This window comes from Nostoc punctiforme PCC 73102 (assembly GCF_000020025.1).
GTDB classification, from domain to species: domain Bacteria; phylum Cyanobacteriota; class Cyanobacteriia; order Cyanobacteriales; family Nostocaceae; genus Nostoc; species Nostoc punctiforme.
Map to the genome: position 1 here is coordinate 6016738 of NC_010628.1, position 13393 is coordinate 6030130.

Consider the following 13393-nt stretch of genomic DNA (forward strand, 5'->3'; position numbering starts at 1 on the left):
GGAAAGTGCCCAACAAACGGGTATTCTAAATCCCAAAAGTTGGAGTTTTCTGAAATTCAGCAGTGGTGCGCTGCTTAATGACAAGCCGCTACTCTCCGATTTCTGATTTGCGGTATGCCCATATACTCCTCAAGCACCAGTTGATTTTATTGACACCCAATTACTTCAAACACCAAGATGCTATGTAAAGACTTTGGAGGACAATAATCTACTCAAAAAAGCTGGAATTGGAAGAAAATTTGAATTTTTCGGCAGCGATAATTTTGATTATTCACCCACACAGTCTTTTACATCATCAGCCGCTCTCTCGCTTCTGGAAGCGCGATTTTACTGACTGTGTAACGTTGCCAAGAAGTTAATTGTTTTTTCCTAAAGTATTGTTACCGGATCGTGATATGATTCAGCTGACTGAATGTGCAGTCATCATAATTTAGCTGTACTGGTTTCAAGTCTCGTGAGCTTGTCAGACGAATCAATTGCGCCCACTCCGACAACGCAACAAGATGCTAAAACTGATTCTGGAGACACAGAATCAGGTAACTCTATGCAAGAGTTTTATCAACTCTTCCAGCGATTGTTGGTAATCACGCTTGTCTTGACGGGGGTTATTTTTATCTCTGTGTGGATTTTTTATTCCTTAAACATTGCCCTAAATTATTTAATTGGGGCGTGTACAGGTGTGGTTTACTTAAAAATGTTGGCTAGAGATGTTGAGCAGCTCGGTAGTGAGAAAGCCAGTCTGAGCAAAACTCGTTTTGCTCTGTTTATTGGAGTCATGATCGTAGCAACTCAATGGCGTGAGCTACAGATTTTGCCCATATTTTTGGGATTTCTAACTTACAAAGCCACGCTCCTCGTCTATATGGTGCAAATTGCGTTCCTTCCTGATTCTTAAAAAGTTCAGGCTCACAAAGATAGTAATCCCATCCTCGCTCGTTGGGGAAAATGCTTGAAGAATGCAAATGCTTAGTGTCTTAAACGCCTTTAATTCTTTTCCCCTCGCCGAATTAGAAGTAGGTCATCATTTCTACTGGCAGTTGGGCAATCTTAAAATTCATGGGCAAGTTTTTCTCACCTCATGGTTTGTGATTAGCATTTTAGTAGTGGCTTCAATAGCTGCTACTCGCAACGCACAAAGAATTCCCAAGGGCATCCAGAATTTGATGGAATACGCCTTAGAATTTATTCGTGATTTGGCCAAAAACCAACTTGGTGAGAAAGAGTACCGCCCTTGGGTGCCATTTATTGGCACATTGTTCTTGTTTATTTTCGTATCGAACTGGTCAGGTGCGCTAATTCCCTGGAAGCTCATCAAGCTACCTTCGGGCGAATTGGCAGCTCCCACCAATGACATCAATACGACTGTTGCATTAGCACTGCTAACATCCTTAGCGTACTTTTATGCGGGTTTTAGCAAACGGGGTTTAGGCTACTTTAAGAAATATATAGAGCCAACACCTGTTTTGTTGCCGATCGCAATCTTAGAAGATTTCACCAAGCCCCTCTCCCTAAGCTTCCGGCTATTTGGTAATATTTTGGCGGATGAATTGGTAGTCGCGGTGTTGGTGCTGCTAGTTCCTCTATTTGTACCTCTGCCTGTAATGGCCTTGGGTTTATTTACCAGTGCTATTCAAGCCCTGGTTTTCGCCACCCTAGCCGGAGCATACATTCATGAGGCAATGGAGGGACATGGCGGAGAAGAACATGAGGAGCATTAAACTTCTCAGTTGATAGCACAGTTCCAAGAGCATATTTGCTCAAAACATCGCAAAGCGCGATCTAAAGAACTCATGTGCAGCGTGAAAACCACGTTTCTAGTCGTTAACGTACTTTTGTTAGTTTTGTAATCAAAGCAAGGAAAATCAACATGGATCCATTAGTTCAGGCTGCTTCAGTTCTCGCTGCTGCTTTAGCGATTGGTTTAGCTGCAATTGGCCCTGGTATCGGTCAAGGTAACGCTGCTGGACAAGCAGTAGAAGGTATTGCTCGTCAACCTGAAGCAGAAGGAAAAATTCGCGGTACTCTGCTATTAACCTTGGCATTCATGGAATCCTTGACTATCTATGGTCTAGTAATTGCCCTGGTATTGCTGTTCGCTAACCCCTTCGGTTAATACCTGAAAATTTTTGTGAGTGTGGAGACGTGAATCATCACGCCTCTACAATCAAAACGTTTTGGGTATCTCAATAGTTATAATGTTCAGTTGACCCTTGTTGGCTATGGGTCTCTAAAATATGAAAGGTTGGATGACGTTGCTAGCCATGAAAACTGCTACTCCAGCCAAAGAGGAGACAAATGTTTGATTTCGATGCTACCTTGCCCTTCATGGCATTGCAATTCCTGCTATTAGCAGCTGTGTTGAATGCAATTTTCTATAAGCCACTGACCAAGGTACTAGACGATCGCGATAGTTACATCCGAACGAATACCCTTGAGGCGCGGGAGAGCTTGGCTAAAGCCGAGCGCTTGGCTACTGAATATGAGCAGCAACTCGCAGACGCTCGCAGACAATCGCAAGCTACTGTAGAAGCCGCTCAACTTGAAGCTAAGAAAATTACTGCCGAAAAAATTGCTGAAGCCCAAAAGGAAGCTCAGTCTCAACGAGAACAAGCTTCTGTTGAAATAGAGCAACAAAAACAACAAGCTTTTAGCACCTTAGAGCAACAAGTTGATGCTCTAAGTAGGCAGATTCTAGAAAAACTATTGGGGCCAACTCCAGTTAGATAAGCTAACGAGATTGGTTCTGTGTAAAGCATACGCGCAACTGGCCCCTAGTCCAGAGCGCAAAATTTAAGTGTCAAAAAAAGGCACTTTTTCCCTTCTTGGGAAAGATACTTAATTTCCTGACAGGGAAAAGATACTTAAATTTCCTTCCCTAGGGGAAAATACAACGTATTAGCAAGCGAGCAGCGCACTTGTAAATGGGTATCATGGGGACATTCTTATTACTTGCCGCAGAAGCGAACGCTGTTCACTCTGAATTGGCAGAAGGCGCAGCAGAAGGTGGTTTCGGTCTAAACCTAGACATTTTTGAAACCAATCTGATCAATCTAGCGATTCTGGTTGGCATACTATTCTACTTCGGACGTAAGGTTTTAAGCAATATCCTGAACGAGCGACAATCCAATATTGCCACCGCAATTCAGGAAGCAGAAGGGCGCTTAAAAGAGGCAAAGACTGCCCTTTCCCAAGCGCAAGAGCAGTTGAAGCAATCTCAAGCAGAAGCAGAACGTATCCGCCAATCGGCCGTAGAAAACGCCCAAAAAGCGAAAGAAGCCTTGTTAGCGAAAGCAGTGCAAGACGTAGAACGCTTGAAACAAACAGCAGCAGCAGATTTGAACACCGAAACCGAGCGAGCGATCGCTCAATTACGGCAACGAGTTGCTACGCTAGCATTGCAAAAAGTCGAATCACAACTTAAAGGCGGGATTGCCGACGATGCTCAACAAAGTTTAATTGATCGTAGCATCGCACAATTGGGAGGCAATGTATGACAAGTCAGGTAGCGGCAGCCGAAGTAGCCCAGCCTTATGCACAGGCGCTTTTGTCAATAGCGCAATCGAAAAATTTGACAGAAGAGTTCGGAGAAGATGCGCGGACTTTCCTGGGACTGCTCAGAGCAGACAAACAGCTACACAACTTCTTCAGCAACCCGTTTATTCAGGCTGAGAACAAAAAAGCTCTCATCAAACAAATACTCGGTGAAGGCTCTAACCCCTACTTACGCAACTTTTTGTTGATACTAGTAGACAAACGCCGCATTGCATTCTTGGAATCGATTTTTCAACAATATCTGGCGCTGTTGCGGCAGCTGAATCAAACCGTATTAGCGGAAGTAATTTCAGCCGTTCCCCTCACAGAAGCTCAACAGCAGGCAATCATCCAAAAGGTCATTGCCATCAGTAATGCTCGCCAGGTAGAACTAGAAACCAAGGTAGACAGTGAGTTAATTGGTGGTGTGATTATTAAAGTAGGTTCGCAGGTAATTGATGCCAGTATCCGGGGTCAGCTGCGTCGCCTTTCATTGCGCTTAACTAATAGCTAGAAGGTTAGGAGTTAGAGAGACGCGATTATACTCTTACGAGAAGCCGCTCTACGAGCGTCTACGCGTCTGTACAGGAGTTAGAAGTTAGGAGTTAGGTAAATAGTAATTTATTTTGACTTTTAACTTGTAATTTTTGCATTTTTAACTCATCACTCCTAACTCTTAACTCCTAACTGAATTAATTTTTCCGTCTCGAAAGCAAACAAGATAGACACATGAGCATATCAATTAGACCTGACGAAATTAGCAGCATTATCCAACAACAAATCGAGCAATACGATCAAGAGGTCAAAGTTGCTAACGTTGGTACTGTCCTACAAGTAGGTGACGGTATTGCCCGGATCTATGGTCTGGAAAAGGCTATGGCTGGGGAACTCTTAGAATTTGAAGATGGCACAATTGGCATCGCCCAAAACTTAGAAGAAGACAACGTGGGCGCGGTGTTGATGGGTGAAGGGCTGGAAATTCAAGAAGGTAGTTCTGTAACCGCTACTGGTAGAATTGCTCAGATTCCAGTCGGAGAAGCCTTAATTGGAAGAGTTGTAGACGCTTTAGGTCGTCCCATTGATGGTAAGGGAGACATCAAATCCTCAGAAAGCCGTTTGATTGAATCTCCAGCGCCTGGTATCATTGCTCGTCGATCTGTACACGAACCCATGCAAACGGGGATTACAGCTATTGACTCAATGATTCCCATCGGTCGCGGTCAACGGGAATTGATTATTGGCGATCGCCAAACCGGTAAAACTGCGATCGCGATCGACACAATCATCAACCAAAAAGAAGAAGATGTAATTTGTGTATACGTTGCGATCGGTCAAAAAGCTTCTACCGTAGCTAACGTGGTGCAGACATTGCAAGAAAAAGGCGCAATGGATTACACCATCGTTGTCGCAGCTAGTGCCAGTGAACCAGCAACACTACAATACCTAGCTCCTTACACAGGCGCAACTATTGCTGAGTACTTTATGTACAAAGGCAAAGCTACCCTGGTAATTTACGACGATCTCTCCAAGCAAGCCCAAGCTTATCGCCAAATGTCCCTGTTGCTGCGTCGTCCACCCGGACGCGAAGCTTACCCCGGAGATGTATTCTACATTCACTCTCGCTTGTTAGAAAGAGCCGCAAAGCTAAGTGATGAATTAGGTAAAGGCAGTATGACCGCCCTACCAATCATCGAAACCCAAGCTGGTGACGTTTCGGCATACATCCCCACCAACGTAATTTCCATTACCGATGGTCAAATATTCCTATCTTCTGACTTGTTCAACGCTGGTATCCGTCCGGCTGTGAACCCCGGTATTTCAGTATCCCGCGTGGGTTCTGCGGCACAAACCAAGGCAATGAAAAAAGTTGCCGGTAAGATTAAATTGGAACTAGCCCAATTTGACGACTTGCAAGCCTTCGCTCAATTTGCTTCTGACTTAGATAAAGCCACTCAAGACCAGTTGGCACGTGGTCAACGGTTGCGCGAACTTCTCAAGCAGCCACAAAATTCGCCACTCTCGGTATACGAGCAAGTAGCAATTTTATACGCTGGTATTAATGGTTACTTAGATGACGTTCCTGTAGATAAAGTCACCAGCTTTACCCAAGGTCTGCGGGAGTACTTAAAGACTGGTAAAACACAGTATGCCGAAGGAGTAAGAACCTCCAAAGCACTAGGTGATGCAGAAGAAGCTGCTTTGAAGGAAGCACTTACCGAATACAAGAAGACCTTCAAAGCAGCAGCGTAATTACAGTGCTGAGTGCTGAGTGCCGAGTGCTGAGTAGCTATAAGTGTTGAGTTGAAGAAAGTTTTTCATTCAAAACTCAAAATTTCAAACTCAGAACTCAGGACTCAGACCTCAGAACTCAGAACTCAGGACTCAGAACTTAAAGTTATGGCCAATCTAAAAGCAATACGCGATCGCATTCAGTCGGTCAAAAACACCAAAAAAATCACAGAAGCCATGCGTCTCGTAGCTGCGGCTAGAGTGCGTCGGGCGCAAGAACAAGTACTAGCGACTCGCCCCTTTGCCGATCGCTTGGCACAAGTATTATATGGTTTACAAAGCCGTCTGCGCTTTGAAGAAGCAAACCTGCCACTGCTGAGAAAAAGAGAAGTTAAGTCAGTCGGGCTATTGGTAATTTCAGGCGATCGCGGTCTATGCGGCGGCTACAATAATAACGTTATCCGTCGTGCAGAAAATCGCGCCAAGGAAATCAAAGCAGAAGGTTTAAACTATCAATTTGTACTCGTCGGACGCAAATCTACGCAGTACTTTCAACGCCGCGATCAGCCCATTGATGCTACCTACAGTGGCTTAGAGCAAATTCCTACCGCAGCAGAAGCTAATCAGATTGCTGATCAACTACTTTCCTTGTTCCTTTCGGAAGAAGTAGACCGCATCGAATTAATCTACACCAGATTCCTTTCCTTGGTTAGCTCCCGTCCTGTGGTGCAAACCTTACTGCCCCTCGATCCGCAAGGTCTAGAAGCAGCCGATGATGAAATCTTCCGCTTGACAACCCGTGGCGGTAAATTTGAAGTCGAACGGGAGAAAGTGGCTAGCCAAGTCCGCCCGTTGGCTCCTGACATGATTTTCGAGCAAGATCCAGTACAGATTCTCGATTCTTTGTTGCCCCTGTATCTGAGTAACCAGCTATTGCGGGCGCTGCAAGAATCTGCGGCTAGTGAACTAGCAGCGCGGATGACAGCTATGAGTAATGCCAGTGAAAATGCGGGTGAATTGATTAATACCCTCACGCTGTCTTACAACAAAGCTCGACAAGCTGCAATTACTCAAGAACTCCTTGAGGTTGTAGGTGGTGCTGAAGCACTAACTTAGAAAAATACTTGTTGTGGATTGTGACAAATAGCCAATCGTTAATGGTCTTTCAATTAGCGATTGGCTATTTTGCGTAATTGCAGCCATATAGAAGACTCATATTTGATTTCTGAAAACATTCGGTATACAACTCAAAGAGGCTTCTTGCCTATTGCCTCCTACGCAAACAATTATGGCTACGCCACGCTGCGCGAACAGAAATCAAAGCGGATTGCTATATCCTAACTTTGATAATTATGAATTACGAATTACGAATTCAAGAATCGCGTACTATAATTGAAGTATGAAGCGCATGGGTCCGTCACGGTTTCGACAGGTTGGCGAACGCTGCTCTGTGATTCAGGTCGAGAGTGAGTCTCCTCTCGGAAATCAAAGGCTCAAACAAAAAGTAAATGCGAATAACATCGTTAACTTTGCTCGTAAGGATGCTCTAGTAGCTGCCTAAACACCTCTTATAGGTTCGAGCGTCTTTAGTTTGACTCCGTTAAGGACTGAAGACCAAACCCCAACGGATGCTCTAGTAAGCGTTCTCTGGTTGGCTTGCTAGCTAAGATTAAATCAGAGAATCCTACGTTCGGGATAATGAACGATTCCCGCCTTGAGGGTCAGAAAGGCTAAACCTGTGAATGAGCGGGGGGTCAATACCCAATTTGGACAGCAGTTCGACTCTGCTCGGATCCACTAAGAATAAATAACAAGTCCACCTGATAATTTGATATCAAGGTGGATTTTGTTTTGTGCTGTCTGAATATATTAAATCAATAGACAGAATTGAGCCAAGAAAGGAACCAATTCAAAATCAAAATCAAAAATTAGTGGACTTTTAGCATTTCCCGATCAAAAGATGTTCATTTTCTCATACTTAAATTATTTAGCACTTCTGTGTACCTGAGCTACATCACCATCAACGTGCTAATTTTTACTAAAGTTTATTCAGGCTATTAAAATCTTCTTGGTCTGCATAATCAAAGTTCAAAGCAAAAGTTCGACATTCTAAATCCTTCCTTTGCTAATTGCTGCAAAATCTTGGTCGGTGATTTAATCCCTAACAGAGCCCCTGCTACAAAAGTATGTCATAGCAGCCTTCGACTTTGGCAGAAACGTCAAAGCGATCGCCTCTTAAGTTTTGCTATTACTATCATTGTAGTCAAAATCTGCGATCGCCTACCAATCCTGGCCCAACTTTTGCATTGAAGAAGTTACTAAGAGCCACGAGAAGCTTTAATTATTCTGTTCTTGAGGTTGTTTGCGTGCGGTTCCAAACCTTCTTCCTCTTTGTTTAAGTACCCGTCGTAATCGATCTGCACTCAAGCTTACCTGACGTTCAGATGCCAGTTTTTTCGCTAATTGTTTAGAGTTATAGGTCTGTGACTCTTGAGCTAAACAATTTTCTAGATAAACCAAATCTGATTCTGAATATCGAGGTTTTCCACCTCGACCAGGAGCATCCCACAGACCTGCTAAACCCATCTTTTCCCAACGATGAAGCGTTTGACGTACTGTTGAAATTGCCCAGTTCAAACCTTTAGCAATTTGCTCATTTTTTAAGCCACGATTATTTAGCAGTAAGACTTGAGCCCGATCCTTGGTGCGTTGAGGAGCATCTTTGGCTTTTCTTAACTCTTCTAAAGTCAGCTTTTCTTGCTCAGTTAGAAAGACTTTTAATCGGCATCCCATAATTAATAACCTTTTACACAGTTAATTGTTGCCACTTTTATTAAAAACTTGTTAGCTTCGTTCTGATTAATGTCTAAAGTCGATAATAAAGGACTGTATCATTAAACTTCTTAAATTATTTCTATGATGACGGTGATTCATCGAAACTTTAAAAATAATTTTTACGCCATTTACCATTGGGATGGGCAGAAAAACATATATATAGAAGCCTTCATCCTTTTTATTTAACTCATCTCTGGAAATTTCTCTTAACTATCTCCAAAAAATATTTATTTTCTCGACTTTACATAAACTTTATATTTCATATAACGATATTATTGCTTTAAACAAAAATATATTCAATCCCTACTGGAGAGAGAAAAAAATCGTGTTAACTTTCCTATTTTCCCTACCTTTCCTACCTTTCCTACCTTTCCTACTTATTTGTAAGATAGAGTATTAAAAAGCTAACTTTTAATCCATTCTCTTTAAGTCAATTATTTTACGCCATATTTACGCCATAATTACAGAGTTTGTTTATAAAGCCTAGTCTATTTTGTCATTGTATATACCACTCTCAAAAGAAAAAACCTTTATTTATCAACTTCCTTGTGCAGCCAGTCAAGAGGCAAAAGGCAATTGAAGAGCAAGCTTTTTGAGTTGTACTGAGTTTCAGATAATAGTACTAAATGTATGATAAGAGTTCTAGTTTTTTCAGTTTTTATTGTCAAATAATCTAAAGAAAATGATATTTTTAAATTAGAATAAAATTAAATAAATAGCAAAATAAAATACTAAGTATATTTTTGAGAGTAAATTAATATTGAGTATATTTTTTGAGTCATGTTTTTTGCTAAAAAACAGCAATAATTGATACAAGTTAAATTTTTCAAAAACTGATATTCATTACAACTTAAACAAAAAATAATAGAGAGAATGGGGGCAGAAGAAAAACCTGTTAATTTGCGCTCGGAGACGAATAATGGTAGCGATCGCAGAGAACGTTCAACATCGGCTAACTATACAAACTGTAGAAATTGCCCCTAACACAACGGCGATTCGCTCTCTTGATTGGGACCGCGATCGCTTCGATATCGAATTCGGACTGCAAAACGGCACAACCTACAATTCATATTTAATTAGGGGCGAACAAACAGTTTTGATTGATACTTCTCACCAGAAGTTTCGCGATCTGTATTTAGAGACTCTAAAAGGTCTTGTTAACCCCAAAACAATTGATTACATAATTGTCAGTCACACAGAGCCAGACCATAGCGGCTTAGTAGAAGATGTCCTGCAATTAGCTCCTAGAGCCACCGTCTTAGCCTCAAAAGTTGCGCTACAGTTTTTGGAAGGCTTAGTACACGATCCATTTTCTAAGCGGGTTGTCAAAACTGGCGATCGCATAGATATCGGCAAAGGACATGAAATGGAATTCGTGAGTGCGCCTAACCTGCACTGGCCGGATACAATCTTTAGCTTTGACCGCAAAACCCAAATTCTCTACACCTGTGATGCTTTTGGGATGCACTTTTGTGACGATCGCACCTTTGACGAAGATTTAGAAGCGATCGAAGCTGACTTTAGATTTTACTACGACTGCTTGATGGGTCCTAATGCTCGTTCCCTGCTGAATGCCATGAAGCGGATGGGCGATCTAGGAAAGATTAATATAATAGCCAATGGTCACGGTCCTTTATTATACCACCATCTAGATGTTCTAACTGGGTGCTACGAAAATTGGAGCCAGAGACAAGCTAAAGCAGAAACCACAGTAGGCTTGTTTTTTGTCTCAGATTACGGTTATGGCGAGCGCCTTGGTCACGCAATTGCCGAAGGTATCCTGAAAACTGGGGTTGGAGTAGAAGTACTAGATTTAAGTACTGCTGAGAGCCAAGAAATTCAAGAACTAGCTGGTAGAGCAGCTGGCATCATTATTGGTATGCCCCCAAGTACCGCTGCCGCCGCCCAAGCTAGTATCAGCTCAGTGCTAGCTGTCGCCAAAAACAAGCAATTTGTTGGGCTATTTGAATGTTACGGTGGGGATGATGAACCCATTGATACACTCCGCAGAAAATTTATCGATTCTGGCATCAAAGAAGCCTTCCCAGCCATTCGAATTAGAGAGGCTCCCACCGCATCAACATTCCAGTTGTGTGAAGAAGCAGGTAAAGACTTGGGACAATTGCTGGTGCGCGATCGCAACATCAAGCAAATCAAGTCTCTTGATGTCAACATGGAAAAAGCGCTGGGTCGCATTAGTAGTGGACTGTATATAGTCACCACTAAAAAAGATAATGCCTCAAGTGCAATGCTGGCATCCTGGGTAACGCAAGCGAGTTTGCAACCATTAGGATTAACAATTGCCGTTGCGAAAGACCGCGCCATTGATTCCTTAATGCAAGTAGGCGATCGCTTCGTCCTCAACGTTTTGGAAGAAGGCAATTATCAAGAATTGAAAAAGCATTTTCTCAAGCGTTTGCATCCAGGTGCTGACCGCTTTGCAGGAGTGAAAACTCAAACCGCGAAAAACGGTTCTCCGATTCTAACTGATGCTTTGGCATACATGGAATGTGAAATACAGAGCAGCATGGAATGCAGCGACCACTGGATTTTATACTGCACAGTCCAAGAAGGTCGTGTCTCTAAAAACGATGGATTGACAGCCGTTCGCCATCGCAAAGTAGGTAATTACTACTAAGAAATAGGGAAGAGGTAATAGGTGACAGGGGACAGAAAAGAAAACTATCCCCTGTTTCCTATGATCCATACCCTATTTCCTGTTCCCTATTCCTTATTCCCCAACTTTAACCAACAGCTATGACCAATTCCAAGCCACGCGACGTACAAGTTCTACCAATTGCTACAAATACTAAGGCGATCAGAGCACGTAGTTGGTCACGTCTGCGGTTTGAAATTGAATATGCACTTGAAAGAGGTACTACCTCCAATTGCTATTTAATTGAAGCTGATAAAACCGCACTTATCGATCCACCGCCAGAAAGCTTTACCGAAATTTATTTAGAGGCATTGCGGCAGACTTTAGATTTACAAAGTTTGGATTATATAATCCTGGGTCATTTTAGTCCCAATCGAGTTGCAACCCTCAAAGCAATTTTAGAACTGGCACCACAGGTAACTTTTGTCTGTTCTCTTCCCGGTGCGAACAATTTGCGTGCTGCTTTCCTAGAGCAAGATTTGAAAGTCTTGGTAATGCGGGGGAAAGAAACTCTGGATTTAGGCAAAGGTCATGTTTTGAAATTCCTGCCCACTCCCAGTCCGCGTTGGCCAGAAGGACTTTGTACCTACGATCGGCAAACCCAAATTCTCTACACAGATAAGTTATTTGCAACTCATCTCTGTGGTGATGAAGTGTTTGATGATAATTGGGAAGCGCTTAAAGAAGACCAGCGTTACTACTTTAACTGCCTGATGGCTCCCCAAACTCCTCATGTGCAAGCAGCTTTGGAGAAAATATCAGATTTGCAGGTGAGAATGTATGCTGTAGGTCATGGACCTTTAGTACGCACCAGCTTAATCGAACTCACCAAAGCTTATGGAGAGTGGAGCCGTTCTCATAACGATCGCGAGATTTCCGTTGCCCTACTTTACGCTTCAGCTTACGGCAATACGGCGACTTTAGCACAAGCGATCGCTCTGGGATTAACTAAAGGTGGAGTTGCAGTCAAATCAATTAACTGCGAATTTGCCACCCCTGATGAAATTCGCATCAACTTAGCACAGTCAGAAGGTTTTATCATCGGTTCTCCTACCATCGGTGGTCATGCGCCGACTCCCATTCATACTGCTTTAGGGATTGTGATCTCAAGCGGTGACAACAGCAAACTCGCTGGAGTCTTTGGTTCTTATGGCTGGAGTGGCGAAGCTTTTGACTTAATAGAAGGTAAACTCCGGGATTCTGGATACCGTTTTGGCTTTGACACATTGAAGGTCAAGTTTAAACCTGATGATGTCACTCTCAAGTTCTGTGAAGAACTAGGTACAGACTTTGCCCAAGCACTGAAAAAAGCTAAAAAGGTACGTGTACCACAACAAGCCGCTACTCCAGTAGAACAGGCTGTTGGTCGCATTGTTGGTTCTGTATGCGTGGTGACAGCGAAACAAGGAGAAGTGTCTACCGCAATGTTAGGCGCTTGGGTTTCTCAAGCTACCTTTAACCCACCGGGAATAACCGTGGCGATCGCCAAAGAGCGAGCGATCGAATCTTTGATGTATCCAGGCGGTAAATTTGCCTTAAATATTCTACCTGAAGGCAATCATCAAGACTACATGAAGCATTTCCGTAAATCTTTCGCGCCCGGGGAAGATCGATTTGCTAACTTTAGTACAGCAGTTGCGGATAACGGCTGTACCGTTCTTACTGATGCATTGGCATATTTAGAATGCTCAGTCAATCAACGTCTGGAATGCGGCGATCATTGGGTTGTATATGCAACTGTGGACGAAGGTAAATTACTCAAACCTGATGCTGTTACTGCCATCAACCATCGCAAAACTGGCACTCATTATTAGATAGTAAGAAATCTAACTTGATGAAATCGCCTTAGCTCGAATATAGCCAAGGCATTTTATGACAAAAATTCTCTTTTTTTGTGGGATGGGCATCTTGCTCATCCCAGTTTTTTGTCGAGATGTAGAGTCCGCCCAAGTAATACCAATTCAAAATTCAAAATTAAGAAAGCCTGATTTAATCTGGGTTTCCTTGTTTTGTATCTGTCACATTCTTTTTTAAAATTGGTATAAATTTTAGTTATCTGCCTCAAGATAGATGTTCGGGGTTTTTAAGTTTTAGATTATACACAAGATACTTTTGTATTACAAAACCATATATTGTTTTAAA

At 42.6% G+C, this 13393-nt stretch carries 11 protein-coding genes and 1 other RNA gene; 11 read left to right on the forward strand and 1 reads right to left on the reverse strand.

The window, feature by feature from the left end:
• Window positions 1–412 precede the first annotated feature (412 nt).
• From NPUN_RS24540 to ssrA, 9 genes are all read left to right on the forward strand, one after another.
• Window positions 413–895, forward strand: a complete 483-nt coding sequence (locus NPUN_RS24540; protein ID WP_012411160.1) for an ATP synthase subunit I — start codon at window positions 413–415, stop codon at window positions 893–895.
• A gap of 61 nt (window positions 896–956) precedes the next feature.
• Window positions 957–1718, forward strand: coding sequence for a F0F1 ATP synthase subunit A (atpB, locus tag NPUN_RS24545; RefSeq protein ID WP_012411161.1), 762 nt, complete (start codon window positions 957–959; stop codon window positions 1716–1718).
• Between the two features lie 149 nt (window positions 1719–1867).
• Entirely contained in the window at window positions 1868–2113 is a 246-nt protein-coding gene (gene atpE, locus NPUN_RS24550; RefSeq protein WP_012411162.1) for an ATP synthase F0 subunit C, read from the forward strand.
• Window positions 2114–2295: 182 nt separating this feature from the next.
• A complete protein-coding gene (locus NPUN_RS24555) occupies window positions 2296–2727 on the forward strand; it encodes a F0F1 ATP synthase subunit B' (RefSeq protein WP_012411163.1) in 432 nt (143 codons plus the stop codon).
• A 194-nt stretch (window positions 2728–2921) separates the two neighbouring features.
• Window positions 2922–3494, forward strand: a complete 573-nt coding sequence (locus NPUN_RS24560; RefSeq protein ID WP_012411164.1) for a F0F1 ATP synthase subunit B — start codon at window positions 2922–2924, stop codon at window positions 3492–3494.
• A complete protein-coding gene (atpH, locus tag NPUN_RS24565; RefSeq protein WP_012411165.1) occupies window positions 3491–4045 on the forward strand; it encodes an ATP synthase F1 subunit delta in 555 nt (184 codons plus the stop codon). Before NPUN_RS24560 ends, atpH begins: the two co-directional genes overlap by 4 nt.
• Before the next feature lie 215 nt (window positions 4046–4260).
• Entirely contained in the window at window positions 4261–5781 is a 1521-nt protein-coding gene (gene atpA / locus NPUN_RS24570) for a F0F1 ATP synthase subunit alpha (RefSeq protein WP_012411166.1), read from the forward strand.
• A gap of 147 nt (window positions 5782–5928) precedes the next feature.
• Window positions 5929–6876 (forward strand): F0F1 ATP synthase subunit gamma, encoded by a 948-nt coding sequence (locus NPUN_RS24575; protein WP_012411167.1) that lies wholly within the window; start codon window positions 5929–5931, stop codon window positions 6874–6876.
• A 294-nt stretch (window positions 6877–7170) separates the two neighbouring features.
• Window positions 7171–7560, forward strand: a transfer-messenger RNA (tmRNA) gene (gene ssrA, locus NPUN_RS38380).
• Between the two features lie 537 nt (window positions 7561–8097).
• Here ssrA and NPUN_RS24580 read toward each other — a convergent pair.
• Window positions 8098–8553 (reverse strand): helix-turn-helix domain-containing protein, encoded by a 456-nt coding sequence (locus NPUN_RS24580; protein WP_041565601.1) that lies wholly within the window; start codon window positions 8551–8553, stop codon window positions 8098–8100.
• A gap of 961 nt (window positions 8554–9514) precedes the next feature.
• Between NPUN_RS24580 and NPUN_RS24585 the strand changes: the two genes are divergently transcribed.
• Both NPUN_RS24585 and NPUN_RS24590 read left to right on the forward strand, forming a co-directional pair.
• Window positions 9515–11233 (forward strand): diflavin flavoprotein, encoded by a 1719-nt coding sequence (locus NPUN_RS24585; RefSeq protein WP_012411168.1) that lies wholly within the window; start codon window positions 9515–9517, stop codon window positions 11231–11233.
• Window positions 11234–11352: 119 nt separating this feature from the next.
• The gene (locus tag NPUN_RS24590) at window positions 11353–13065 is read left to right on the forward strand and encodes a diflavin flavoprotein (RefSeq protein ID WP_012411169.1); all 1713 of its coding nucleotides are present in this window, start codon (window positions 11353–11355) and stop codon (window positions 13063–13065) included.
• Window positions 13066–13393 lie beyond the last annotated feature (328 nt).

What these genes read in the sequence shown, in the direction of transcription:
- NPUN_RS24585 (WP_012411168.1), top strand. Translation starts at nt 9,515, where the DNA reads ATGGTAGCGATCGCAGAGAACGTTCAACATCGGCTAACTATACAAACT.
- atpB (WP_012411161.1), top strand. Translation starts at nt 957, where the DNA reads ATGCAAATGCTTAGTGTCTTAAACGCCTTTAATTCTTTTCCCCTCGCC.
- NPUN_RS24590 (WP_012411169.1), top strand. Translation starts at nt 11,353, where the DNA reads ATGACCAATTCCAAGCCACGCGACGTACAAGTTCTACCAATTGCTACA.
- atpE (WP_012411162.1), top strand. Translation starts at nt 1,868, where the DNA reads ATGGATCCATTAGTTCAGGCTGCTTCAGTTCTCGCTGCTGCTTTAGCG.
- NPUN_RS24555 (WP_012411163.1), top strand. Translation starts at nt 2,296, where the DNA reads ATGTTTGATTTCGATGCTACCTTGCCCTTCATGGCATTGCAATTCCTG.
- NPUN_RS24575 (WP_012411167.1), top strand. Translation starts at nt 5,929, where the DNA reads ATGGCCAATCTAAAAGCAATACGCGATCGCATTCAGTCGGTCAAAAAC.
- atpA (WP_012411166.1), top strand. Translation starts at nt 4,261, where the DNA reads ATGAGCATATCAATTAGACCTGACGAAATTAGCAGCATTATCCAACAA.
- NPUN_RS24540 (WP_012411160.1), top strand. Translation starts at nt 413, where the DNA reads ATGTGCAGTCATCATAATTTAGCTGTACTGGTTTCAAGTCTCGTGAGC.
- NPUN_RS24580 (WP_041565601.1), bottom strand. Translation starts at nt 8,553, where the DNA reads ATGGGATGCCGATTAAAAGTCTTTCTAACTGAGCAAGAAAAGCTGACT.
- atpH (WP_012411165.1), top strand. Translation starts at nt 3,491, where the DNA reads ATGACAAGTCAGGTAGCGGCAGCCGAAGTAGCCCAGCCTTATGCACAG.
- NPUN_RS24560 (WP_012411164.1), top strand. Translation starts at nt 2,922, where the DNA reads ATGGGTATCATGGGGACATTCTTATTACTTGCCGCAGAAGCGAACGCT.